Genomic DNA, 26,468 nt, shown 5'->3' on the forward strand with positions numbered 1-26,468 from the left:
CAGGAATATAGCCATGCGCTTTCTGCGGACATTTTGCAACGCAAATTTTGGCATATACTGTAAAATTCACCTATTTGTATCAGCTCTAGCCAATACTTGAAGCGGGGAAAAAATGAAAAAAATTATAAGCCTCAAAACACTGTTCCTGATCCTGGTTGCTCTTTTTATCTTCTCTGCACTTGGCTATCTGGTTCGATGGTTTATGGCTCCCGACGACCGAGGCGCTAAACCTGCAGAGGCCGATTTTTTTGGCGACAGCGTTTCCAGCGTTATTTACCTCGACCAAAACTGGGGCGCTTACGATAGTCTTTGGTTTTACAATACCACCCAGGGCTCCGATTTAATTCCCTATGACCTTTTCCTGCACCTGGAGCAAGCTGACAATCAGGCGCTGTTCCGTGGAGAGGAAAACATATTGCGCTATCGCTATCTGGTGCAAAAACCCAGCTTCGACAACCCCGAGGGTTTACCCCTCGGTTTTGTAAAAGATCGCTACCAAGGCAAAGACTACATCGGTTTTACCTGCGCCGCCTGCCATACCAATCAGCTGAACTATCAAGGTGTGGGTATACGTATTGATGGTGGCCCAACACTGGCAGATATGGAGCAATTTCTCTTGGCTTTGGAGCGCGCGTTTAATGCCACCCTGCAGGACGACGCTAAACTGCAGCGCCTTAGCAACGCCCTCTTTAGCAAGACCGACACGCAAACCTTAACGCAAACACGCGAGCTCGTTACCCAGGCGCGAGACCGGCAGAAGCGCTACAACACTGCCAACCAACCATCTCACGGTGACCAGGTTGTTCACTATGGCTACGGCCGGCTCGATGCCTTTGGCCGCATATTCAACCGTATCCTGAGCCACCTGACACCAGAGGACCACGACAACTTTAACCCCGCCAGCGCGCCCGTGAGTTACCCCTTCCTGTGGGATACCCCTCAGCACGATTTTGTGCAGTGGAATGGCGTCAGCCAAAATGCCAAAACCGGCGCACTGGGCCGCAATGTCGGCGAAGTGATGGGCGTATTCGGAACAATGAATTTGAGCCACCTCACCAAGCAGAACGGCTACCCCTCATCAGTGGATGTGCGAAATATTATCCGTATGGAACGCCACTTGATGAAACTGGAATCGCCACTCTGGCCGGAGCAGCTGCCCGCCATCGACCAGGCAAAAGCCGAGCGCGGACGGGAAGTCTACGAGCAATACCGCTGCCAGCAGTGCCACTGGGATATCGATCGCAGCAACCCCAAGCGTACGATTAAGGCTCAAATGGCCTCCCTCCCCTACCTCGGCACCGACCCACAAGCAATGATGAATGCTGTTACCTACGCGGGAAAGAGCGGCTACTTTAACGGTATGCCGGTCAATCACGACGAACCCGCAGGCGCTAAATTCGAAGTAGAAAGCAAAGTGCTGCCACTGGTGGCGGAGGCTGGCCGCGGCGTGGTAACGCAGCCGGATATGCAGAAACCCGCCGCCTATCGCGGACTGTTGCGTATGTTCGATGTATTGGTTTCGATTATGGACAACCCCGCCCAAACGGGAGACCGCCATTTAAATTTCGAGCCCAACACCAATCCTGCTGAATATTTGCTCTCCTACAAGGGCCGTCCGTTGAACGGCATCTGGGCCACTGCGCCCTATCTGCACAACGGCTCGGTACAAAACCTCTACGAACTATTTTTACCCCAGTGTAGCGAACAACAAATAGCCGAAGGCGCTGTTGAAGCTAAAGACTGCCGTTCCGTTACCTTTACCGTGGGCGCACGCGAGTTCGACCCCATTAATGTCGGCTACCTGAACCGAGCAGAGGAAGACTACCCAGGCCTATTCGTATTCGATACCCGCCTGCCCAGTAACACCAACGCCGGCCACGAATATGCCGCAGGCAAGACTCCCGTCATTAATCTAGACAAGAATGGCAACCCCCTACGCAATCCGGACAATAGTTATCAGGTTGATGTTTTACCTCCTATCAATGATAAAGATCGCTGGGCGTTGGTGGAATATTTGAAGACACTGTAAAAAAAGACAGCGCGCCCTACGCTTCTGGGGCGCCCGCTGGGCGGGCTGTTGGAACCGACAGCTTCGGCTAGCGGCCGTTGCAAGCAGCACCCGGTATTCAGGAGGGCCTACAGGCCGAGCAGAGAACCTACAAAACCTAACACTTATCCCTCAAGGAATTCTATAATCTCCCTTTTTGCCTCGACCGGATACGGATATTGCAATGCGTAAGCTTTTCAAGCGACTTGGCCTCTCCGCACTTTGCCTGCTGCTGCTTAACGGCTGTGCCACCAAGCTAGCCTATAATTTTCTCGACTTTGCCACACTCTGGTATATCGAAAGCTATGTAAACCTCGATAGACAACAGAAGCAATACGCCAAAGATTACCTGGATACCTTTCACGACTGGCACCGCTACTCGCAACTGCCCCGCTATGCTCTCTATATGGAGGGTTTGCAGCTACGCATAGCTACAGGAAAAATGACTGGCCAGCAGGTGCACAACGAAACAGACCAAATACAGGTTTTTCTCGACGAAACCCTTAACTATCTAACACCCATGTTCACCCACTTGGCCGGAAGCCTGAGCGACGAGCAAGTAGCTGAGCTGATGAAAAGCCTCCAAAAAGAACGCGATCAATACCAAAAAGACTTTGTTGACGTTAAGGGCGATAAGCTTCACAAAGCGCGTGTCGATGAGCTGAAATCTCACCTTTCTCTGGGCCTCAGCGGTTTTAGTCAGAGTCAAAATCAGGAAATGTACCGATGGAGCAAGTCACTTCTACCATTTGAGAGCCTCACCCTGCGCCAGCAGGAAATCTGGGCAGAAGAACTCTTGGCAGCCTTAAACAAACGCGATGAAAAAGAACAGCTAAATAAAACCATCCGAAAGTTACTGTTTGTTCATACTGATCACTGGGATGAAGAGTTGGAAAGACGAATGGATAAAAACCAGAAAATCACCTATGACATGCTGGCAACAATCCTGAATAGCCTTACGCAGGAACAACGCAAAAAAATGAATAGAAAGTTGACTGGCTATTCAACAGATTTTCGCGAACTAGCCGTCGCCAAGCGCACCGAAAAAGCAAAATAAAAAAGCCTACCCTTCGGCGGGCAGACTCAACCAATCGTTCATATCATCTTCGTGCCAGCGGCGGATCTGTAGCAGTCCATCGCTGACCAAACTCCAATACACATCAATAATTTCCGTTGCGAGAGTAAAAAATTGTTGGCTCGGTGTTTTAATTTCCAAGCCCGAGAGCACATCGTGCTCTACCGTATTCAGTAGATACAGTAGCTTTAACTCAAGGTTTTTCAACTCGTCAAAAGAATCCAACCCTTTCTCAACGTGATCGTGAATCCGCTCGGCCTGCACACGTAACTTGTCATTCTGCTCCCGAGCACACTGCAGTAAATAGCGCAGCTTCCGGTCACTATAGAAATCCACACTACCGGCGGTAGCCGCATACACCGACAAGCCCCGAACCTTCGCCACCTGCTCAATCATGTCTGGCAGCTGGCGAGCAACAAAATTCAGTATTTCAATCTTTTTAAACAGCCGCGGGTAGCTCATGCCCGCACCAGTATCGCCCTCCACCAACTCAGGTAACAGTGGTCTTTCCATCTGCCGCGACAGAGAGGACAGCATGGCCTGTAGCTGTTCGACAAAATGCGTGTGCAACTCGAAATTATCACTGAGTTTGTCATCCTGCCAATCCTGCCGGATAGTTGCCCAGGCCAAATGGAGGTTTTCCTTTTCTCTATCGGAAAGCGCGCCCCCCGTTGAACGGGCAAAACACTGTAGCAAGGTCAAACGCTTTTCCATTTCCGCTTGCAGAGAGTTAAACCTCGGCAAATAACTATCATCACCAGCTAATAAGCCCATACTGACACCGCGGTGCTTCTGTACGACCTTAATAAGCTGGTTAATTTGGTTGATCAGCGTTAGTACATCTTCACGCTGACGATAGTATTTACGGAAAAGTGTATAGGGCTGCTCACTGGCGTGATCATCCGAATCCATCTCACCATCAGACATCGAAGGCGCTGGAGAGCTATCGGTCATGTGCGCTTCTCACACGGCAAAGGTTTAGTTTAAAAATGCTTAGCTGCAAACCTCATACCATGACTAAAATTGTGGAGTAATGCACACAAACCCCCTCAGATAAGCATCATCACAGGGCACACCACGGAAACGCTGTAGAAATTTGACCAACCACCGCCTTATTTTGGTTACAAAAAGGGCGCTTCAGCCCCAATATAGGTCACCGATTAAGTGGGGCGAGCGACACTGAAAGAGCTAAATCGGTGAAATAAAAAAGAGGAATAGGCCATCCGTGGCATTGAGACATCATCAATAGAGGTATACGGCACCCGCCTTATTCGCCAGGTTATTGGATCGACTACCGGAAATCCCAATCGCGTCACTCTGCTCAAATGGGGCTCCGATCAAAAGCGCATCGCCAGACGCATCCAAATCAAGGGTACTTGCAAAGAAATCACCGGCATCGGTATTGGGAGCTTTCACATAACTCAACTGCTCCCAATTATTTTCGCTTAGGGTAAAAGTATAAGCTGCACCGGCATCGGTGGCACTGTTGTCGTATTCGTTACCGTGAATCGCTTCAGCGACACTACTCTCACCAGGAGCGCCAACGACGATAAGGCTCCCCTCCGCATTAATGGCAACAGCACTGCCAAAGCGATCACTTGAATCACTGTTCTGAGCCTTCAAGTACGCAACCTGCTGCCAGTCAGAGCCGTTTATCTCGAACACGTATCCCGCGCCTGCATCCGCGAAAGACGTATCCGCCTCATCCCCATTCACGCTAAAAGCATTGCTCGATTCACCGGGTGCACCAACAACAGCCGTAGCGCCATCCGCAGCCAAGGCCACTGCAGCGCCAAAGCGCATGCCGTCCCGAGCATTCGATGCACTGAGTTCCTGTGCAAGCACCCAAGTGTTGTCAGACCGATCAAAAACATACGCCCTGCCAGTCGTCGCCGAAGGGGAGAGGCCATCTTTATAGTACTCAGCACCAACTAACAGACGATTGCCATTGGCTGAGAGTGAGATATCACTACCAAAGGTAGCATCATCTCCGGGCACCGGCGCGTTCAACTCGGCCAATTCCACCCAATTGTCGCCGGTCAATTCATACACAAAAACGCCACCGGCCTGAGCCGCAGTGCTATCGGCCGCGGTGATATTACGACCGGGAGCCGACACCACAAGCGTTCCGCCGAAATCACTTAACTCAACCTCTAGGCCAAACTGATCGCCAGCCGCTCCGGCGCTCGGTTTGATAAAGTTTTGCTGAAACCACGTCTCACCAAAGCGCCTAAAAACATACACCGCGCCCGAATCCTGGGCCGTATTATCCAGAGCATCACCATCGATCTTAAAATCAGCACTATCATCGAAGGGCACACCTACCACAAGAGTACTGCCATCGGAACTCAAGCTGACTGACGAACCAAATGCATCACCATCATCGGGCGCAGGGGCTTTAATATAGGATTGCAAACGCCAGGCACCATCGTCATTTACATAGACAAATACGGCGCCGGAACCACTAATGGAGTTGTCGCCATCATCGCGATTCACGCCAAGGGAACCACTGTCTTCACCCGGTGCACCCACCGCAATGGTGTTGCCATCCGCACTGATCGCTAGCACTCCAAACAAATCATTTTCTTCCGAATTCGACGCTTTGAAGTACCCGATCGAACGGCCCATAAAATTGTACAGTGAAATTTCGTCGGTGGTGGAGCAGTAGGCGTTGGTACAAGCTTCAAGCTTATATTCAGCCCCCAACCAATCGTGTTTATGAACGGCCACATCCATTTCGTAGCCAATCGCTTCACTGCTGAACAAACGGCCTTTTTGAACAAACTCTGCGTTTTCGTTGATTTTTTCAAGAATTTTGTAATTCACCGCACCAGTTACCGACGGCCAACTAAACACAATGTTTTTAAATCCGTCGCGAGCGCTCAGCGCAATATCTACAGTCTTAACCGTGAAGGTATCTTCCTCATCACCGACATATAAAACGGCTTCAGTTTCGGTGGACAGAAGTTCAGAAGATAACACACGCACATAGACTTCCTGCTCGTTCGTTATTTCGCCTTCCTCATCTGTAAACGCTGCTCCATCGATGGAATACTCTCCCCCCTCGATCCAAATGATTGTTTCGGTGTCTATGCCTTCTATAGTTACAGGCTCAGAAATAACGTATTCTCCAAGGCCTATATCATCCTCATCATCAAAATAAAATGCGTCTGGATTTGTATCTTCATCTTCACCCAGACCACCACCACAACCTACCATAGAGGCAAAAAATCCAGAGACCAACACAATAGCGAACGTACGGGAAATGTTTTTGTTTTTCATATAAAAGTCCAAATTAATCTATATCGCAGAAATTTAGGACACTGACAACAGCAAAATAAATCCCTAAATTTTCAACTTTACAAAACTTATCTTTTCTCATTATTAGTTTACAGATTACCTACAATTCTTTTCTTTTCTCTACCCATTACATCGAAACTAAACCCTTACAACGACACTCTCACCTTCACACCTTAGCCATGCCTATTTTTTAGGCCCTAATTATCGCGACAGCAAAGCTTTCATGACCATTAAAAATAGACCCTATATTTTATTAGTAGCACTCATTGTATTTTCCACCTTTATTTGTGGCTGCAGCCAATCAGTTAACGAAGAAGTCGAGAATTTACCTAATAACACCCTGGCATCACTCGAGATAGAAAACCACGAATTGGATTTTGATAGTGACAAAACAGGGATATACACACTTGTTGTTCCGAACCAAACATCGAGCATCACATTAACCGCGACCCCTACCGACAACGACGTAAGGTTAAACTATCGCGTATCCAATGCAGAAGACGACAGCGATATTATTACTTTTACATCGGGAGAAAAAATTACTGTTGATTTACAGGAGGGCGAAAACATTATTCGCTTCTATATAGGTGATATTGGTGAGGAAGAAGGCGAAGATATCACCAGCGATATAGAGGCCGACGTTTATCTTACTTACACTCTGCTCGTTAGCAGGCCAAGCTCCGACGCATCATTATCCCAATATGTGTTCTACACATCGTCTGACAATACTGAATCGCAAATCCCATTAACCCCTACCTTTGACCCTACCGTTTTTTATTACACTGCAGAAGTGCCGTATGAAATCTGCAATTATGTTTCCCAATTTTATGCCGGCGAAAGTGGATCAACCGTTCAAGTCAATGGCAAACAAATCGACTCCAGCGAGTATTACTACGCCAATCTTATTCCCGGCGAGAACATTGTCGACGCTTACGTGACTGCCGCAGCGAAAACCCGAGTAGAGCGCTACAGTTTTACCATTACCCGAACATTGCCCACAGCCGCTCAAAAAGAAATAAACGCAAAATTAAAAAGCTTGGATATAGAGGGCTCCGATGTCGATTACCTATGCGGCCAATCGTCCTACGGTATATCCGTAAATAAAAACGCAGACCATATTGTTATCACCGCCATTCCAGAAGTGGCTGGAGCCAAACTGCGGATCAAAGAAATGGACGTGCTGTCCGGAGTGGCGACAGAAATACCCTTAACAGAAGACGAAACATTTATTACCCTTTCCGTCGTTGCATCTAACGGCAGCAGCTCGAAGAGCTATACGTTATATATCGACAGACAAAGCAGCAATATTGTTGAAGTGGATACAACTCAGGAACTGCAAACGGCGCTAAAAAATGCCAACCCCAGTGATTTAATTATTGTCGCGCCTGGCGTGTACTATGGTTTAGCGAGCACAACCACAAGCGGATCAGAAAAAGCACATTTTTACTCTAATCGATCGGGATCTGCACTTAACCCCATTTACCTGACCGTAGAAACCAGCGATGAAGAAACCGCACTGGAAGGCGACTTCGAAAATAATACCAGCGTTTTATTGCTGGAGGGTGATTACTGGCAGGTAACCGGGCTTGAGATTAGAAACGCCAACCAGGGTATAATCTTGAATAACGCTCATCACAACACACTCTTTGGTCTTGATGTAAATAGCATTACTGAACATGCCGTGAGTATTTCCCAGGGTAGCTCCGATAACCGTCTGCTCGACTCCGAATTATCGGTGTCCAGCGATACCGATTTTTCGACAAACGCAGCTTTAGTGCAGGTGATCAGCGATCAAAATTCAAGCACCACCGGCAATATTATTCGCCGCAACACGCTCACCAGCGGCGCGGATAAAGTAGCTTTGCTTTTGGCCGCTGGAACCCAACACAACACCGTGGAAAACAATCGCTTCGATATCCTCGAGCAATCCTCCGTCGAACAAATACAACCTCAACTCACCATCGAAGCCAACAATACTATAATTCGCTTTAACACCTTTTACCCCATGGCCAGCAACGACACCACAGCACCGATACACGTCAACACCGTCCCACAATCTTCGATGCCTTCGGGAGACAATACGGTTATTTACCAGAACTGGATGAAAAGTGAATCTGAAACCCTGCCGTTTGTTTTTTCTGAATCGGGGGAAAACCTGCGGGTGGGGGAAAATTATTACAAACCCGAAGATCTGAAAGAAGACGACGCCATCCCGGTAACGTATTCAGGTAAAGCCGTACAGGAAGCGGCTGTCAGCTCACCTCGATATCAAATTCGTCTGGCCGACAATGACGAGTTATGCATTGCGGCAGAGGAAATCGATGAACTGTACTTTGGCCTAGTAAAAAAATGCGAAGACAATCCACTGTTTTACTGGCAACTGGAGCTATCGGATGATCACTACACCTATATTCGTAATATGGGCGTGGATGAGGACGACAACTACTTTATGGCCTCCACCGATTTTGTCAGTTACTGCGAATCCATCGCTACTGCCACCAGTTTTAATTTTCTGACTTCCAAGTTGGTGGGCTATGCACAACAATGGGGCCTATACGACAACAGCAGAGACAGCAGCCTGTATATCGTCAATAAACGTAATACCGCCTACGGCCTGACGGTGGCTGGCGCCACCTATACGGAAAACACGCCTTCCGTTGTCTGCCCGCTTGTCGGCAATAAACGACAGCATTTTATGCTTATAGAGGTACCGTAAAACGCACAGCAGCGCCTACGGTGAATGGCACGAAACCTTGCACAACCGCTGGCGATATTGGCCGGTGTGGACGGGTGCCCAACCCATCAACACCGCTCGCTAAAACACACTCGAGATATTCCCGCAGGTGCGCCGACACGAGTTATTTAGCCGCTCCAGATGCACGCTGTGCGGGCTCAACAGCCGTAAAACCCACAAAACAATCGATAATCGACGAATGCTAACGCTACGTAATGTAATAACGCCCCGTTTTTTGTCATAATGCACGGCCGTTTTTTAGGCTCACCATTACCTTTTATCGCAGGTTAAAATCCCACCCATGAAAGACCACTATCTACCGTCTGAAATCGAACAAGCCGCCCAAGAATACTGGGAATCCAACAAAAGCTTCGACGTTACCGAAGATCCGGACAGGGAAAAGTTCTACTGTCTGGCCATGTTCCCCTACCCCAGCGGTCGATTGCACATGGGCCACGTACGCAACTACACAATTTCCGATGTGATTGCCCGCTTTCAGCGTATGCAGGGCAAGAACGTACTGCACCCCATGGGATGGGATGCCTTTGGTCTACCCGCCGAAAACGCCGCCATTAAAAACAACACGGCACCGGCAGCCTGGACCTACGACAACACCAACTACATGCGCAAGCAGTTAACAGAGCTGGGCTTTGGTTTCGACTGGACCCGCGAAGTTACCACCTGCAAGCCCGACTACTATCGCTGGGAGCAGTGGTTCTTCACCCGGCTCTACGAAAAAGGTCTGGCCTACAAAAAAGTTTCGGCCGTTAACTGGTGCCCCCACGACCAAACTGTGCTCGCCAATGAGCAAGTCGTTGAAGGTTGCTGCTGGCGCTGCGACACCCCGGTAGAGCGCAAGGAAATCCCCCAGTGGTTTATCCGCATTACCGATTACGCCGACGAACTGCTGGCCGATCTCGACAAGCTGCCCAACTGGCCCGAGCAGGTTAAAACCATGCAGCGCAACTGGATAGGCAAGAGCCGTGGTGTGGATATGCGCTTCGACCTACCCAAAGCGGTGGCCAGCCACAACAGCTTCGAGGTGTACACCACCCGGCCCGATACATTGATGGGCGTGACCTACGTCAGCCTTGCCGCCGAACACCCTATCTCCCAAGCGCTGGCCGAAAACAATCCCGAACTAGCCACCTTTATCCAAGAGTGTAAAGTCCAATCCGTGGCCGAAGCGGATATGGCCAATATGGAAAAGAAAGGTATCGATACCGGCCTGAAAGCCCTGCACCCCATTACAGGTGAAGAAGTTTCCGTGTGGGTGGGCAACTATGTATTAATGGATTACGGCTCCGGTGCCGTAATGGCCGTACCCGCGCACGACCAGCGCGACTGGGAGTTTGCCAAAAAATACGGTATTGCGATTTCCCAGGTCATTGCACCGGCAGCCGGAGAAGAGATTGACCTGGCCAAAGAGGCCTTTGTCGAAAAAGGTGTGCTGGTTAATTCCGGCGAATACGACGGTCTCGATTTTAGCGCCGCGTTTGAAGCTATTTCGCAAACCCTTATCGCCGCCAACAAAGGCCGCGTAACCACCAATTACCGCCTGCGCGACTGGGGTGTTTCCCGTCAGCGATACTGGGGCGCACCCATCCCGATTTTCAACCTGCCCGACGGTGGCGAAATTCCCGTTCCCGCCGACCGCCTACCCATGCTGTTGCCGGAAGATGTCGTGATGGATGGTGTGCAATCACCCATTAAAGCCGACCCGGAATGGAAAAAAGACGAGCTTAACGGCCAGGCCGTAGAGCGCGAAACAGACACCTTCGATACCTTTATGGAATCGTCCTGGTACTACGCTCGCTACGCCGCACCCAGCGACAACGGTATGCTCGACCCAGATAAAGCCGCCTACTGGTTGCCAGTAGACCAATATGTGGGTGGAATCGAACACGCCATTCTGCACCTGTTGTACGCGCGCTTCTTCCACAAACTGATGCGTGATGAAGGCCTGGTAAGCTGCGACGAGCCTTTCGAACGCCTGCTGTGCCAAGGCATGGTGCTGAAAGATGGCACCAAAATGTCTAAGTCCAAGGGCAATACTGTCGACCCGGAAGATTTGATCAATCAGTACGGTGCCGATACCGTTCGCCTGTTTTCCATGTTTGCCGCTCCTCCCGAGCAAAGCCTTGAATGGACAGAAACAGGTGTGGAAGGCGCATTCCGTTTTCTGAAAAAGCTCTGGAAAGCCGTGGCAGCTCACCTGGCTGCAGGCACGCCCGGCAAGCTGGATACCAAGGCTCTGGACGACGCACACAAAGATTTACGCCGCAAGACGCACGAGACCATCAGCAAGGTCAGTGACGACTTCGGCCGCAGACAGACCTTCAACACCGCCATTGCCGCCGTTATGGAACTACTCAATGAAGCCAGCCGCAAAGCAGACCGCAGCACCCCGCTGGGTCTGGCTGTCGAACGTGAAGCCCTCGAAGCTGCAGTCTTAGTGCTGGCGCCAATCGTCCCCCATGTTTGTCATAGTCTGTGGCGTGAACTGGGTAACGACACCGCCATACTCGACGAAAGCTGGCCCGACGTGGACGAGACGGCGCTGGTGAAAAGTTCCATTACACTGGTGGTTCAGGTGAACGGCAAAGTACGTGCAAAGCTGGAAGTCCCCGCCGATACCGACAAAGAAACACTGGAAAAATTGGCTCTTGGCGATGAAAATGTGAAGAAATATATCGAAGATAAAATGATTCGCAAAGTGATCGTCGTTCCCGGCAAGCTAGTGAATATTGTCGCCAATTAAACCATAGCGTGGGTTTGGCATAGCCGAACCCAACAAACAGCAACTGCAGGAACGCAGCAATGATAAAACCATTTTCACGACTCGTTCTATTGCTTGGCTTAGTACTGCTTACCGCTTGTGGTTGGCAGTTACGCGGCACGGATTCATCGCTGTCCGATGCCCGTTCAGGCACACTGCCTGGACAATTGCATGTCATCGTGCAGGAGCGCAACAGTAAAGTCGCCCCGGTGCTTTATAACGTTCTGCGTAGTAAAAACGTCGAACGCACCAGTGAAGCACCCATGATTCTGGTGATTGAAGAAGAGCGTTTGGACAAGCGCCCACTATCGGTAACAGACACCGGTGTAACCGCCCAATACCAGTTGATTCTCAGTGTGTACTACCACTACAAAACCAACAGTGGCGGCGATGGTGGCGAAATAACGCAGTCTTCGCGCAAGGCCATGAGCTGGCGCAGTTACGATTTTGATGCAAAACTGATCGTTGCCAAAAACCAGGAAGAACAATCACTGCTACAGGAAATGCGCGAAGAGCTCGCCTTCCGTATCCTCGATAGCCAGCCTGAGTAATCCATGCCAAAACTACGCGCGGAACAACTCCCCGGCGAGCTGAAAAAACAGCTCGCCCCCATCTATTTTATTTCCGGCGACGAACCCCTGATTGTGCAGGAATGCTGCGACGCCATTCGCGGCGCAGCCCGCGCTAATGGCTTTAGCGAACGCGAACTACACCATACCGATTCAGGTTTTAGCTGGGATGAGCTTTACAACAGCGCTAATGCGCTTTCCCTTTTTGCCGACAAAAAAATCATCGAAATTCGCATTCACAACGGCAAACCCGGTGATGCCGGCAGTAAAGCGATTAGCGAATACTGTTCGAACCCCAATGAAGACACGCTGCTGTTGCTGGTCAGCCCCAAAATCGACAGCCGCAGCCAGAAAAGCAAGTGGTTCACCGCCATAGAAAAGCTCGGTATAACCATACAGGTTTGGCCTGTTGGCCCCCAACAAATGCACCGTTGGATAGACCAACGTTTAAAAATGGCCGGTTTAAATGCCGACAGCGAAGCCATTGATATACTCTGCGCAAAAACGGAGGGCAATCTACTGGCTGCCGTGCAGGAAATCGAAAAATTAAAACTGGCGACGGATGAACCATTGATCAACGCCCAGCAAATGACCGCAGCGGTTATGGATTCTGCCCGCTACGACATTTTTGGCTTGGTCGATAAAGCCATGCATGGCGACAGCCGAGCCGCGACAGCAAGCCTTCAAGGGCTGCGTGCCGAAGGCACCGAACCCTTAACACTGCTCTGGGCGCTAACCCGCGAAATTCGCAGCCTAAACAATATTAAAGACGCTATCGACAGTGGCGAAAACTTTGATTCTGCCGCACGCCGCAACGGCGTTTGGGATAAACGTAAACCCCTCTTTAAATCGGCCCTACACAGACTTAAACCACGACAACTGCAGGACTTGATTCGCAAATCAGCACTGGCTGACCGCGCCACTAAAGGCGTTGCCACTGGTAATGTTTGGAATATACTAACGGATATCACCTTAGGATTGGCCGGAGTGACCGTGCTTAACCCCAAGACTCAACGAATGGAATTTAGAAGTTAGCCAGAGGTGTTACGCAAATGGATAATAACAAGCAACTCACCCGCGGTTCAGCGACGCTATCAATAAAATATTTGCTGTTTGCAGGCTTATGTTTCCTTTTCAGCAATATTATCAGCTGCCAGAAAAAACCCGAATTCAGCGCAATAGATGAAAGTACTCAAGAAGCCTACCTAGTGCTTAACGGCTATTTAAAGCGCCGAGGCATGCAGGCTACAAAAGCCGACCTTTCCGTAAAGGAAAGCGAAGTAGGTTATATTTTTCGCTGGCAGTCCACCGATGCCGAACAGCTGTTTGAAGTCATACAAAAAGACAGCGCCTGGCAGATTAAGGCATTTACCGATTCGTCCCACCCCTAGCCGTCAGGCCCACATCTAAACATTACTGACACCTCAAAAAAGTTTAGCTACTGCCCCGCAACCATACTGCACCACCGCCCGCAACAAAACGAGCAGCACAGGACAGCACTACGTTCAGTCATAGAGTAAAAATGTAGCAATAAACTCACCCGCATCCATTCGACCAGTGCCATACAATTGTCATGTTCAGGCATCAAGGTACTCGGTGGATCCACGCGCGACTAGAGATCACCTGTTCCGGGCGCCGAATCCGAAATGTAAAAAAAGTACTATATGTAACCACCATAACCAGACGATATCGCCGAACTAAAATATGAGATTTCCGGCACATGAATTTTTATCATTCAACACAAGATCTTTACGAACTTCTCGTTGACGAGAAACCTAAAATGATCGCCTTCATCCGCGCAAAAAAACAGAGCCATACGGAATGCGAAGACATCTACCAGGAAGCCATGGAGCGCTTTCTTCGGCGTTTTCAGCAGGGGTCTAACCCGTCTGAACCCATTCCCTACGTATATCGGATTATTTTAAACATTATCAACGATAGCTACCGAAAAGAGGGCAAACAGGAAAAACACGAAGCCCTCACCGAAGATATTGAATGCCCCATTCCTCAGCCCGACAAACAACTGGAAACACAACAACGGCTCCAATTATTTGTCTCGTGCCTTAACACATTGCCCGATGAAATTCGCCACATCATTGTCCTGCGAAAATTACACGGGTTATCCAATGCAGAGATTGGTCGTCGCCTGGGAAGATCAGATAAGGCGATCGAAAAAAGACTTAACCGGGCACTGAAAACCATCGAGCAATTAATGGCGACAAGTATTGCGCGACCTGCAGAGCACCAAACGCAGAAAAAGGCCACGTGAATGAATGTTGAACACAAACTTAACGAACAGGACGAGCAGCGCCTCTACCGCTGGTTAATTCACGGCGACAGGGAAGCTGCAGACGCATCTCAGCAGCGGGAGTTTACCCAGTGGCTCGCAGCCAACCCCCACCGGCAGCAGAAAGCCGACGCCATTAGCGGCGTCTGGAATTCTCAAGAATTCATCACCGCCTTGCAGCAGAGCGCAAGCGAAGAAGCGCTTTCCTCGCCGTCCTCGCTCACAAATACAAAGGCCGCCGCAGACCGAAGAGAAAACCTCTTCTCTCCAAAATGGCTGACTGCTCTGGGCATTGCCGCAAGCATTTTATTCGCCACTTTTGTGCTCGATTGGCAGCCGCACATGGAGCCGGTGATGCAGGTTTACCAGACTCAGCGCCAACAGGTGGACCAGGCTCTTCTCGAAGATGGCACCACCCTGTTGCTCGGCAGCGCCTCTCGAGTAAACGTTGCCTACCAAACACAGACGCGTCATGTCGAGCTGTTAAGCGGCGAGGCGCTATTTCAGGTGCAAAAAGACAAGACCCGGCCATTTGTAGTAGAAACAGCGCATGTACGCATGGAAGCGCTTGGCACCAGCTTTAACGTCTATCACCGGGAATCAGCGACAGAACTGCGAGTACTGGAGGGACAAGTGGCTGTCAATCTACTAGCACAGCCTGACAACCACCTTGTTCTCCACGCCGGAGAGCAGATATTGGTAAGCGCAAAAAAGCTCGGAGTAACCACCCATTTCGATCCTCAAAACAGCCGATCTTGGCGTCAGGGTTGGCTGCATACCAAAAACATGCGGCTGCAGGAACTACTCATCGAGCTAAACCGTTATGCGCCAAAGGACGTTATTGCGGGTAGCCGGGCGGTCGAAAACCTGCCTATTAAAGGTAGTTTCGATTTGGCCAATACCGATAAAAATCTTGAGATTATCGCCGCTCTCCACCACCTGGAAATACAGCGTCTGTCAGGTCAGATCGTACTGAAACTATCCGCTCACTAGGCGCGTTTAGCGCCCTTTAAGGTGTTTTTTTAGCGCAGACCCTCTTGGGCTGGTGCTAACGCTCCCGAACGCTGGAGTCAGAAGTCTGCAGCAAAAAGCAACGTTAGCTCCCGCCCACTACTGAACTGCAGAAAAGGTTGGCCCCCTTGGTCGTAGCGGTCTTCATCGTCCAACAGATTTTCGAGGGTAAATGTCACGGAAATATCCGTTGATAACGCACGGCTGTATGCCAGCCGAAGATCGCTGTGCGGCTCCCGATAAACCTCCGGTAATCCCGGTGTATCACTGGTGATAAATAGCTCGCGACCAACTCGCTTAAAAAAAAGCGACCACGTATTTTGGTCAAAGCGGTATTGTAGTTGCAGCGCCGCAATAATGTCCGGCTGCCCCTGCAACACCCGTTTTCCAGCATATTCAGCCTTTTGTTTAACGTGAACGTGTGAATAGACCTTCGCAACCCGCAACTGTGTCACCAGCTCTTGGCCTTTAGGCAGTTGCAGCATATGATCTGCTTCCAGTTCAGCACCCCAAACTTTGGCTTCGGCCATATTGCGAAAAGTGTAATTATTGTAGGGGTGCTTTTCGTCTTGCGGATCAAAAAAAACACCCTCAATGGCATTCCCAATAGATTTATAAAACACCGCCATATCCAATTGAACTCCCGCACCCTTATCGTAACGCCAGCGCACATCCCAATTGTCGGCATTGGCCACCTCCAGCAAAGGGTTCCCAACCACCGACACCCTTGTGTCCAACTCTTCATAGCGCATGGGCATCAACTCATTTACCGCTGGCCATACTACCGTTCGGCTATAGCCTAGCAACCACTGTTGTGTCTGCCGCGGGGCGTAACCCAAAGCAAACGATGGCAGGCCTTTGTTACCGTCCAAAAGTGTCAGTGATGTTGCAGGGGCGGTATTCCACATTTCTCCCTGTATAACGCGCGTCTCCCAGCGCATTCCAGCAACGAGATGCCAGTGGTCCAGTAATCGCGTTTCCACAAGCAAATATGATCCAAGGTGTCTTTGATTTACACGATAAAAACGCCCTGCCAGAGCTGCGGAATTGTCTTCGGGAGCCAAGTCGTCGACCAACAAAAATCCCGGCTTATCTGGCCCGCCAACAATATTGGCGTCACTGAGTATCCAGGTGGGGTTAGCAAGCTCGGTGATCCCCCGAACCTCCCCAGCCCCCCCCTCTGCGGAAAATGAATAGGGCAGGTCATAACCGCTTCGATCAGCCTCGTAGCGCTCCAAACCCGCTTTAAAGTCCACACGCGGCAGCCATTGATAATCCAATTGCATACTGCCGCTGGACGTATGTTCTCGCATTCTGCGCCAATGCAGCTGCAATTGATCAAACCCAAAACCCAACTGATAAGGAGCGTACATAGCCCTGCTCGTATAGCGGTAACTGACGTCAAACGGCTGCCTGTATTTGGATACCGCGTGAGAAAACTGCCAATTCAGCTTAAGCTGAGAGGAAAATTGGCTGAGGCCGTAAATCTGCTGCTGCTGCAGTTGTCGCTCGGACCAGTTGAACAGTCCACGCTTTGTAAGCGGGCCTATTGATTCATTCTGCTCATCCAACCAATGAGTATCAATCCATTCGGTGTAATGCCGACTCTGGCGCAGTAACAGCAAATTCAGCCCCAGGTAGTGCTCCCCGAAAGATACGCCGCTGGTGAATAAACCATTGGAATCAACAGTATTCACGACTCGATCATTACTCGCCAGTTGGTTCGCTCTTAGCCACCACTCCCCGTCGTTACTTCCTACCCGATTAAATAGTCGCGACTGTAGTAATTGACGCTGCCAATCGTTGCTGTAACCGAGCGAAAGACTCCCTCCCCACTGGTAATCGCCGCTTTCCCAGGAACGCCCAGCACTTAGGCCAGACAGCAAATTAGCATCTGCGCGGCCGTGATATATCCCCATATCAGCCACCACGGCCTGCTCGCCTGCCAGCTCTCTCTCTGCTTCGTTTAGGGTATCCAATCCGCCCTGTCGCGCCGCTTTGTGCAGTAACGAGGGCAGCGCGCGCGTACCATCATCTTGTCCCTGCCAATCGCTATTGTTGCGGTAACCTTGGAATACAGTTTCAAAACTGGTGCCCTCGATACCCCCGACCCCCGCCAACATCTGAAAAAAAGGCTCATCGGGAATGCGCATAGTTTCAATATTGATCATACCTCCAGTGGCGCTACCGGGAGCATCAGCCAATACCGATTTACGCAAATCCACAGCATTAAGAATATTCACGGGAAAAACATCTAAGGGGAATCCCTGGCCACTGGGGTCGAGGCTCGGGATTACACCACCGTTTATTCGCACCGCTTGATAACGGCCAGTCATACCCCGTATAACCATAAAACGGTTGTCTTCCACCTTAACACCCGAGACCAGTTCCAGTGCAGAGCCCAGAGAGGTAATTCCCAGTTGTTTCAACTGCTGCTGGTCAATCGTGAACTCAGAATCACCGGTAATACCAGCAAATATGGAAGTCGTGCTTTGCCGCTGCGGGCTTCCTGTCACCACAACTTCACTGTAATCCCAGGTGTTCATATCTGTGGCCACGGATGAATCGCTGGCGACAGGGGCAGCGACAATACGAGGGAATACAACCAAGGTATCCCCGACCAACTGATACTCCAGCTCCAGCGGTGGTAACAAGCGCACAAGCCATTGTGCCAGGGACGCACATCCCTCGCCGGCAAAAACCGCTTGCTCGGCGACCGCTTGCGGATCAGTCACAAGCTGATAAGTAAATACCTCTGCTAGATTCGCTAGCGTCTCGGCAATACCCGTTTCCGATGTTTGGAAATATCGTGCATCCGCCGCGGTACAATCTGCACCCCAACAATGGGCAGAGGCGAACACCAGCACGGTAAACCAAAGACAAAATATGCTCGCGCGCATATCAGTTCCACGTCACCTGTATTCAAAAAATACCTACAGACATTACCATGGAGATATGGCAAAAAAACGAACACTAAACACGCGATCAGTATTAGCGCGCGAAAAGAGGAAGACGTCAGACTAATACGGGGTTGCACATCGAGCACGGCTAACCATTAATGTGCCCGATATGATAAAACTACCGCGTGATGAACATTAACAACCAGGATTACCCTGCTCAGTCGTCCAGAAACTGTCGGTGCTAAAACCTACTGCAGTACTGTCGGAGGGCGGCAGCAAACCGTTGTCGTTAACGCAATCATAGCTGATGGTGGAAAAATCTCCGCTCTCAACCAGATGAGAACCTTCTTTGGTGCAGCGCTGCCACGCATAGCCGCTAATGACCATATTGGTGAATGTACCATCTGTACCGTATTTCAGGTTCAGCGGTTCACTCACATAAAGTCCATCTACAAAGCGGATCGATGCAGAATCGACGGTTCCGTTGCTTTCCGGAGTAGCGCCGTTATCCCTAATATTATTGGCTAAATCAAAAGCGCTGTCGGCAACGAACTGCTGCGTAATATTAACGTTCTGTACCAGACCTGTGTAGCCATATCGCCAGGCAACACTGTCATCCAGGTTACAGCTCAGCCAAGCTTTGTTCAGCCGTACATCCCCTCCAAAGAATTCAACACCATCACCCAAAGAACCCTGGATATGGATATCCGTAATATTAGTGCTGCTGCCAACAGCATACAGACTAAGGCCGTTATTGAGCTGCAGGCCTCTCCCGAGAGGATAATTAGGTGTAACACTACCCGCCTCGGCTATAACCACATATTTCATTTGACCGCTGCTCAATTGAGTATTGCTGCCGCCGTAGTAATAGCTTCCGCTACCAATTGTTTTAATAACGCACTCCTCTTCACCGCAGTCGTTACTTTCGCCAAAGCCGGCAAGTACAACACCGGCCCACTCACCTTTACCGGTAAAGTTATCATCCAGCGAGGAGAAAATAATGGGGCGAGTGGAACGACCAGAGGCGTAAATACTTGCACCACGGCTAATTACCAGTGCAGAACGCAAGCTGGCTCCAGCTAGACGAGCACCGGCCTTAATCGTTAATTCGGTTTTATCAACCGTTGCAGGGTTTGCACCTTCTACGTAACCGTTTCCAACCGTTACTACGCCATCCATTACCCATAAAATGGGCTGATCGTCTGCATTGTCTACTGCCAATTTCACTTCGTCATTAACAGCAATAAATGCGGGCAGTTGGCAGTAGACGTATTCGCTGCCCTGCCACGAATAGTCGGCAGTAATTGCAGTACCGTTATAATTACAGGCAGCGTCCAGACCAAGATCAGTTTCCGCTTTAACGGCTGTAGAAAACACCAGTGCGGCTGTGATTAAAACTATTTTTTTCATTGTTTTCTCCTATTTCAACATATTTGGAACAAATAATTAAAGAGAGGAAAAACGCGCAGGCAGTGCCTGCGCATCAAGGTAAGGGAGATAATTTAATTAATTACAAGCAGGCGCGTCTGCCCAGAAAGTTGGCGCTGAAAAACCGGCCTGAGAAGTAGAAACAGGCAGGAGGCCCGTTGCATTATTACAATCGTATAGAACACCGTTAAAGTCGGTTGTTGTTACGGAGTGTATCTGTCCAGGCACTTCACAATTAATTCCCGCATAACCACTGACAACCACGTTTTTAAAAGAAGCATCAGTACCTTCTTTTAATTTAAACGGTACATCAACCGCTCCACCAGCCAATACAACGGTAGCATTTTCAACGCTACCATTTGAGCGGGGTAAGGCGTTGTCATCGTCCGGATTATTAGCCAGTTCAAAAGCGTGATCCTGACCATTCGCTTGCACAACACTCACATTGGTAATATCACCGGTATAACCGAAATCCCAATCCACGCTGTCGTCACCGTTACAGGTTAACCACAAGTTGGTTACGTCAACATCACCACCAAAAAATTCAATACCATCGTCATCATTTTCGTTTACATGAACACCAAAAATCGAGGTGGTATCATTAACGGCGTAGAGTGTCAGACCGTTAATTTCATCACCGCTATTACTGTTGGGGTCTGGGTCACCGTCAGTGTCCACCTGTACTTCATGACCACCTTCGGTAATAACCACATAGCTCAGACTACCGCTGCTATGGGTCGTATCGGCACTACCACCGTAATAAAAGGTACCGTCACTAACACCTTCCATGGTGCAGGTATCGGCACCACTATTACAGCCGTTGGCCACACCAAAACCGGAAATAATCAGACCGCCCCATTCGCCAGCGCCGGCAAAGCCTTCATCCAGCGAAGAGAACACAACAGGATGGTTGGAAGAACCAGCGGCTTCAATAGAGGCCCCGCGGGTAATAACCAATGCAGAATTACCAATTGCTCCAACAATATTGGCACCACCTTCAATAATTAGGCGGGTATCATCAGCCGTCGCTGGCAGCGCTCCCTGTACTTGGCCATCACCTACCACTACAACCTGGGGTAAAACCCAGAGGATTTTATAGCCATCATCATTTTCAACAAGCAGCTCAACAGCATCGCCAACGGCAATATCCGCCGGCAGCTCACAGTAAACATAGCTGTCCCCGTTCCATGAGTAGCTATCGTCTACCAAAAAACCGTTATCCAAACAATCATCATCGCCAGTACCCAGTGTTGTTAGCGCATTCACACTGGCTGCTGCCGCCATCATTACTATAGCTAATACTAATTTTTTCATAATATACTCCGTTAGTTAACGACCATTACGAATCAATTTAAAAAAATATTTTTACCTTTCTAAAAATTACCCTTATTTCTAAAAGCGGATAACAAAAACATATAGTGGGCAAATACAATTCAACTGCACACTGAAAAAACCGGTAATTACCGGTTAACTCCGGATAGCCCGGATGCGTTTAATATCCTTTATTTTTATGACACAAGATGGGCGGAAACTATATTTATTATCTATAAATAGCTATTCACGCATAACAATAAAAACTAAACTTTTAATCGAATTGACACAGAAGAGTTTCGCTCTAACAAGGATCTTTCTAGCTACAAAAATAACTTTAACAAAAATTTTTAGCTTGAACCCACCTCTAACAAGAAAACGATTATTTAAATAAAATAAAAATCCGCCCGAGTAGCGGGTGGCTGTTTGTTAACAACAAAAAAAGGGCTTCTCTCAGCCCTTTTTTATATTAATTGGCAACGCTGTTCCCATTAGAGTTAACCATCAATCCACAATGGTTTCACCACCGTCCAGCACCAGGAAGTAATCCAGGGCACCCAGGTAGGAGGTATTAACAATAAAACTGCTATCGACTGTAGTGGACGTAGAGTAATCGATCGGGTGCTTGTCGGCTTCTGTGTATATACCGTCCGCGCCGTACACAATACTTTCTGCAGGGTAAGAACGGTTGTGGTTGAAGGGCACCGTTAGACCGGGGACAGCCCCGTCGTCGTAATCTGTCTCGCTGCTGGCACGAGAAATAGTCCAGTCTAATACGGTAATGACGTCTGAATTCCCGAAAGCCGACGAAGGGCTGCCGTTAGTGGAAAACCCACTCAAGGCACTATAGGCCACCTGATCAAATACAACTGCAGACCCCAGTAGATCCGTTACAGAGTCATCGAGTTTAGCGGCGTAATCCAGCAATTCGTTATCGTCAAAATAACGGTTATTCGCACCGATAACGCTGTTATAGAGAAACAGGCCCGAACCATATCCCAATTCAATATAACTGCTTTGCTGCTCGTATGGATCATACTCCCGGCCATACAGCGTAATATTGGCTAGGGTGGGCATAGAGCGGGGTAAGGCGTTACTATCTGTATTCGTATCACCTTCGGCAATATTAAAGCCGGAAATCAGCGGGTAAAGCGCCGTACCGTCGTTAAGTAAAGGCGCTTCATACTTTGCGGAGCCCAGCCGTAAAAACGCTCGGGCATAGAAATGCTGAATAGTTCCCTGGTAACCGTGGTTCCATTTAAGCATTTGTCCCCATCGATTATAGCTTGCGCCTATAGTGACGGTATCCATATTCACCGCACCGCCGTCAAAACTTATACGGGCGCTGCCAAGAAAGCTCCCACCGATTTCGTCGTAACGCCCTTCCATTAACAAGTTAAGCACGGCGCCACGGCCCACCGCATTAAAGTGAAGCGGCGCATTATCCACAATCAGATGACTGGCAAACAGGTTGTCGTAGTCATTATCGTAGCCGCCGTAATATCCGTATTCCCCGGCGATATTGCACACCTGCGAACCCGGCTCGGCGGTATCTGCCTGCGGGCATTGGTTATGGCGACCAAAACCATCGACAATAAGGCCTTTCCAGGGAAGGCAGCCTTCATCCAGGGGCTCGTTAACCGCACGATTTTTCGCCAGACTGTCCAGATCGTCTTCGTAACGGTATTGATCCACCCGAACGCCGTTGGGAAAATCCTCAGCAAGACCAATAAAATTGACGGGCGCGGATGTATTGTCATTGTCTGGGCTGTCATCCTCATCGACCCGTTCAAAATAGGGTTCGCCCGCCACCATCAACGCCCCACCACGGGTAATATGCAAGCCACTGTTCTCGGTAGCGGCCATAACTATGGCATTGGCTTCAATTGTCAGGGTTACCGGGTTCGCTTTCAGCTCGGTGATCTGCGCAGTATCCGTCAGCTCCATATGGCCCTTGCCGATATGGACCATACCGTTTAGCAACCATACCGTGGGCGCGGGAATAAAGAATTTTTCTTCCGTATAGAACATTACATCTTGATCGTCGGTGTAGTAAGTACCTCCAACCCTTTCACCGTTTTCGTAGGCGGCACGGTCGGCACCGGTATAACCAGGGAGGATCAAATCTTCCGTTACAGTTCCCCTCAAGCTGCAAATTTTTTGCAGCTGGCGAGCACTAGAATTAAATGTGCCTTCAGGAAATAAGGCCTTGTTATACTCAACATAAAAAGGATAATCCCCAGGGTCTTCAAGTGTCCCCAGGTAGTCACATTCCGGTGATAGCACTACCGACACAGAATCACTCCAGTGGCTATACCAGTTGTCACTGACATCGAACACCGCACCGGCGTAAGCCGTGTTTGCTAGGGCCTCGTAGGCTTGCGGCCCTAGCAGTGCATTATCCAGCGTCGCTCCGGACGGCACCTGTTCACCGGTAGCGATAAAATTGGTATCCAATACCGCTGGTGCCTCATAGACACTACCGCTTTGCTGGGTAAGGTAGCCATAATCTGCACCGGTATCTTCGTCTTCTTCCACCAGGGTGGCATCACAGTCCAGCACAACACTCTCGAAATAAATACCGGGCGGTTGGTTGCTCTGAAGTAGAGCCGTCGCCTCATCATCGATATCCAAGCAAGTTGGAAAATCGGCCATAACCGAGTTGTAGAGAATCAAACCAGAGCCCTGCTCAAGCAAAATGGCGCTTTTACTCGCGTCGCCACCAATAGCCGTAATATTCGCCAGTACGGGACGCGAACGCGGTAACCCATTGTGATTGTCTTCCCGGTTTTTACCGTGTAACGCGTAGCCGCTGTGCGCATCGTTTGCCTGCAGTATGCCGTACTGTATGGTGCCGGTATAACCGTTGCGCCAGCTCAATTGGTCTCCTCTCACACCGGAGACCAACAAGTTGTCCAGGTTTACTGCACCACCGCTAATGGCCACCCCGGCGGCGGCACCGCCAGCAATATCCAGATGGCTGAATTGATCGCCGGATCCAAGCTGATTTAGGCTCAGGGCCGGTTGGTCACCCGCTCCGGTATCAAACAATCGCAGATAACCAACCTTTACACGTGGTTTCTCTGCCTCGGCACACACCCCTGTATTCGGGCAGTCGGCAGTCCAGCCATTAATTTCCAACCCTCCCCAGGCCGATGTAATCGCGCCTTCGCCAGAGCTGACCGCTTTTATAGCGACCGGCGTATCGGCACTACCGAGAATATTCAGGTCTACACCAGGGTTTATCACCAGGCGAGCATTGGTGTCGTTTTTGGCCAATACCACCGATGAACCAAAAACCGTAAGCTTTTGCATCGCCTGTAAATTTTGTAACTGCTGCTCTGCTGTAAGAGCGGAAAAATCCGCACCGATGGTGACTTCGCCATCAATCAGCCAGGCCACGTTTTCCGCTGTGTAATCTAGGTTCTGATTGTGATCAAAATCGCCCTCGGTATCGAAGAAACTCCGTAATATAGCACTGGTATTAACCTGAGCGTCTAGCTGACATACCGTAAACTCGCCACCTTTTAGCGATAGTTTCTCTGCCAATGCCGTTCCTACGCCCATACATTCTGGGAATTCAAGCGTAAGCATGCTGTCGCCAAATGTCAGACCCGTCTTCCCCCAAGATATTCCGATTGTGTTATCGGGTACAACTATCGCTTCACTTTCCACGTGGAAAAGCGGCGACAACATTGGATCGACGGTATAGAGGTTGGTCGCCGCGTTAATCACATTTAGCGCATAGGTGTCGTTGGCGGCTTGGGTATTTTCGCAGTGGAATACGGTATTATTGACGGTCGCATTAACACTTGGGCCAGCTACCGCTAAGCAGGATGAAAACCCATCGATCACACTGCCGGTAACAGTCACCGACGCGGCCTCTCCAAGGGTCAATGCTGTACCTGCCGTCTTATTTTTGTCCACCAGCGTTAACTGTTTTAATATCACGCTGCCTTGACCAGCCGAAACAGCGGCGGCAGCGGAATCATGCAGTATTACCCCCGATAGCGTGCCGACAAAACCGCTGTCCCAGATGATAGAGTGGCCTTGATTGCCCTTCATCAGCAAATATTGATTGAGATAACCACCGTCACCGGCCCAGTAGCCACCGTGTAAGGCAATACCGTCGGTTGCACTGTAGTAAACGCCCTTTGGTAAGGTGATGGCGTAGGGCGCGTAGGCGGTAAGTGCAGCGCTTAGCACACCGCCCGAATACCCTTCTATATGTACGGCCAACGGCTGCCCAGCCTCGGCAATGCCACCTATAAAGCCCATAGGAATGGGGCTCCTCCCCGAACTAGCGGGATGAAATAAACTGCCTTCTGGAACGCGTTGGCCCTGGCCCAAGCCACCAAAATAGCCGTAAGGACCTTGAATATTACAAAAATTATCGGCGCTGGCATTTTCGGGGCAGTCCTGATGATGTCCAAATCCGTTTACAACAAAACCACCCCACTCGCCGCCGCCAATCGTATTATCATCCAGAGAGTGAATTACGCCTGCCAACAAAGCTGCGTTGCGGTGGACAATAACCACGCTATTTTCTTTGGCGTAAGTTGAATCGCCAAAATCAAACATTTGAATATCGGCTTCCAGCTCCGCCAGATTGGCATACTCCATACTTTGGCCCACTTCGTAGACACTATCTAACACCCAGACAAGAGGCTTATAATTCCAGCTGGATTTAAGCGTTGGTGTTTTGCGCTGAGAACTATTATCCGTCGCAATATTGTCGTGCGTTTGCAGCTGACCAAAGCCCAAGTTCAACTGACAGGCCGCCACGGTTTCCCCGTTGACCACCACAGGGTCTATTGGCGTGCCCACTTCCCCGTAAAACAGGATTTCGCATTGTTTTAACGTAGTTTCCGGCGATTCCTCCATCACAAGTTCGTCGGACTTGTCGCCACAACCAACAAATAAGAATAGCCCCCCAAACATAACGCCTGTGCGGATCACGGTATAAACTGCTTTACCCATGGATTTTCCGGCGTTGGTCGTTGCATTAAACATATCTTTGTCCTTCG

Annotated in this window: 15 protein-coding genes; 9 read left to right on the top strand and 6 right to left on the bottom strand. The window is 49.7% G+C overall.

The window, feature by feature from the left end; all coding sequences use genetic code 11:
• Positions 1-112: 112 nt before the first annotated feature.
• Both H5715_RS13640 and H5715_RS13645 read left to right on the top strand, forming a co-directional pair.
• Positions 113-2,029, top strand: coding sequence for a di-heme-cytochrome C peroxidase (locus tag H5715_RS13640; protein WP_075188224.1), 1,917 nt, complete (start codon positions 113-115; stop codon positions 2,027-2,029).
• 202 nt (positions 2,030-2,231) lie between these two features.
• Positions 2,232-3,104, top strand: coding sequence for a DUF6279 family lipoprotein (locus H5715_RS13645; protein ID WP_075188225.1), 873 nt, complete (start codon positions 2,232-2,234; stop codon positions 3,102-3,104).
• A 6-nt stretch (positions 3,105-3,110) separates the two neighbouring features.
• Here H5715_RS13645 and H5715_RS13650 read toward each other — a convergent pair whose 3' ends face one another.
• Positions 3,111-4,076, bottom strand: coding sequence for a lytic murein transglycosylase (locus H5715_RS13650; RefSeq protein WP_075188226.1), 966 nt, complete (start codon positions 4,074-4,076; stop codon positions 3,111-3,113).
• Positions 4,077-4,364: 288 nt separating this feature from the next.
• A complete protein-coding gene (locus H5715_RS13655) occupies positions 4,365-6,404 on the bottom strand; it encodes an FG-GAP repeat protein (RefSeq protein WP_075188227.1) in 2,040 nt (679 codons plus the stop codon).
• Between the two features lie 241 nt (positions 6,405-6,645).
• Here H5715_RS13655 and H5715_RS13660 point away from each other — a divergent pair, with 241 nt between their 5' ends.
• The 7 genes from H5715_RS13660 (at position 6,646) to H5715_RS13690 (ending at position 15,784) form a co-directional block, all read left to right on the top strand.
• Complete coding sequence (locus tag H5715_RS13660; protein WP_075188228.1) at positions 6,646-9,138, top strand: cadherin-like beta sandwich domain-containing protein; 2,493 nt, start codon at positions 6,646-6,648, stop codon at positions 9,136-9,138.
• A 319-nt stretch (positions 9,139-9,457) separates the two neighbouring features.
• Positions 9,458-11,917 carry a leucine--tRNA ligase gene (gene leuS / locus H5715_RS13665; RefSeq protein WP_075188229.1) on the top strand — a complete coding sequence of 820 codons (2,460 nt, stop codon included), beginning with the start codon at positions 9,458-9,460 and terminating at the stop codon, positions 11,915-11,917.
• Between the two features lie 59 nt (positions 11,918-11,976).
• Positions 11,977-12,486, top strand: coding sequence for an LPS-assembly lipoprotein LptE (locus H5715_RS13670; RefSeq protein WP_075188230.1), 510 nt, complete (start codon positions 11,977-11,979; stop codon positions 12,484-12,486).
• A gap of 3 nt (positions 12,487-12,489) precedes the next feature.
• Entirely contained in the window at positions 12,490-13,539 is a 1,050-nt protein-coding gene (gene holA / locus H5715_RS13675; protein ID WP_075188231.1) for a DNA polymerase III subunit delta, read from the top strand.
• A 17-nt stretch (positions 13,540-13,556) separates the two neighbouring features.
• The gene (locus H5715_RS13680; RefSeq protein WP_075188232.1) at positions 13,557-13,895 is read left to right on the top strand and encodes a hypothetical protein; all 339 of its coding nucleotides are present in this window, start codon (positions 13,557-13,559) and stop codon (positions 13,893-13,895) included.
• A gap of 329 nt (positions 13,896-14,224) precedes the next feature.
• Positions 14,225-14,773 carry an RNA polymerase sigma factor gene (locus H5715_RS13685; RefSeq protein ID WP_075188233.1) on the top strand — a complete coding sequence of 183 codons (549 nt, stop codon included), beginning with the start codon at positions 14,225-14,227 and terminating at the stop codon, positions 14,771-14,773.
• The gene (locus H5715_RS13690; protein ID WP_075188234.1) at positions 14,774-15,784 is read left to right on the top strand and encodes a FecR family protein; all 1,011 of its coding nucleotides are present in this window, start codon (positions 14,774-14,776) and stop codon (positions 15,782-15,784) included.
• Between the two features lie 77 nt (positions 15,785-15,861).
• Here the strand turns inward: H5715_RS13690 and H5715_RS13695 are convergent, their stop codons facing one another.
• The 4 genes from H5715_RS13695 to H5715_RS13710 form a co-directional block, all read right to left on the bottom strand.
• On the bottom strand, positions 15,862-18,702 hold the full coding sequence (locus H5715_RS13695) for a TonB-dependent receptor domain-containing protein (RefSeq protein WP_075188235.1): 2,841 nt from the start codon (positions 18,700-18,702) through the stop codon (positions 15,862-15,864).
• A gap of 195 nt (positions 18,703-18,897) precedes the next feature.
• A complete protein-coding gene (locus tag H5715_RS13700) occupies positions 18,898-20,112 on the bottom strand; it encodes a hypothetical protein (protein ID WP_075188236.1) in 1,215 nt (404 codons plus the stop codon).
• A gap of 96 nt (positions 20,113-20,208) precedes the next feature.
• A complete protein-coding gene (locus tag H5715_RS13705; RefSeq protein WP_075188237.1) occupies positions 20,209-21,444 on the bottom strand; it encodes a hypothetical protein in 1,236 nt (411 codons plus the stop codon).
• Positions 21,445-21,945: 501 nt separating this feature from the next.
• Positions 21,946-26,454 carry a hypothetical protein gene (locus tag H5715_RS13710; protein WP_139309952.1) on the bottom strand — a complete coding sequence of 1,503 codons (4,509 nt, stop codon included), beginning with the start codon at positions 26,452-26,454 and terminating at the stop codon, positions 21,946-21,948.
• Positions 26,455-26,468: the final 14 nt, after the last annotated feature.

Source organism: Teredinibacter haidensis (assembly GCF_014211975.1).
In the GTDB taxonomy this organism is placed as follows: domain Bacteria; phylum Pseudomonadota; class Gammaproteobacteria; order Pseudomonadales; family Cellvibrionaceae; genus Teredinibacter; species Teredinibacter haidensis.

What these genes read in the sequence shown, in the direction of transcription:
- H5715_RS13640 (WP_075188224.1), top strand. Translation starts at nt 113, where the DNA reads ATGAAAAAAATTATAAGCCTCAAAACACTGTTCCTGATCCTGGTTGCT.
- H5715_RS13645 (WP_075188225.1), top strand. Translation starts at nt 2,232, where the DNA reads ATGCGTAAGCTTTTCAAGCGACTTGGCCTCTCCGCACTTTGCCTGCTG.
- H5715_RS13650 (WP_075188226.1), bottom strand. Translation starts at nt 4,076, where the DNA reads ATGACCGATAGCTCTCCAGCGCCTTCGATGTCTGATGGTGAGATGGAT.
- H5715_RS13655 (WP_075188227.1), bottom strand. Translation starts at nt 6,404, where the DNA reads ATGAAAAACAAAAACATTTCCCGTACGTTCGCTATTGTGTTGGTCTCT.
- H5715_RS13660 (WP_075188228.1), top strand. Translation starts at nt 6,646, where the DNA reads ATGACCATTAAAAATAGACCCTATATTTTATTAGTAGCACTCATTGTA.
- leuS (WP_075188229.1), top strand. Translation starts at nt 9,458, where the DNA reads ATGAAAGACCACTATCTACCGTCTGAAATCGAACAAGCCGCCCAAGAA.
- H5715_RS13670 (WP_075188230.1), top strand. Translation starts at nt 11,977, where the DNA reads ATGATAAAACCATTTTCACGACTCGTTCTATTGCTTGGCTTAGTACTG.
- holA (WP_075188231.1), top strand. Translation starts at nt 12,490, where the DNA reads ATGCCAAAACTACGCGCGGAACAACTCCCCGGCGAGCTGAAAAAACAG.
- H5715_RS13680 (WP_075188232.1), top strand. Translation starts at nt 13,557, where the DNA reads ATGGATAATAACAAGCAACTCACCCGCGGTTCAGCGACGCTATCAATA.
- H5715_RS13685 (WP_075188233.1), top strand. Translation starts at nt 14,225, where the DNA reads ATGAATTTTTATCATTCAACACAAGATCTTTACGAACTTCTCGTTGAC.
- H5715_RS13690 (WP_075188234.1), top strand. Translation starts at nt 14,774, where the DNA reads ATGAATGTTGAACACAAACTTAACGAACAGGACGAGCAGCGCCTCTAC.
- H5715_RS13695 (WP_075188235.1), bottom strand. Translation starts at nt 18,702, where the DNA reads ATGCGCGCGAGCATATTTTGTCTTTGGTTTACCGTGCTGGTGTTCGCC.
- H5715_RS13700 (WP_075188236.1), bottom strand. Translation starts at nt 20,112, where the DNA reads ATGAAAAAAATAGTTTTAATCACAGCCGCACTGGTGTTTTCTACAGCC.
- H5715_RS13705 (WP_075188237.1), bottom strand. Translation starts at nt 21,444, where the DNA reads ATGAAAAAATTAGTATTAGCTATAGTAATGATGGCGGCAGCAGCCAGT.
- H5715_RS13710 (WP_139309952.1), bottom strand. Translation starts at nt 26,454, where the DNA reads ATGTTTAATGCAACGACCAACGCCGGAAAATCCATGGGTAAAGCAGTT.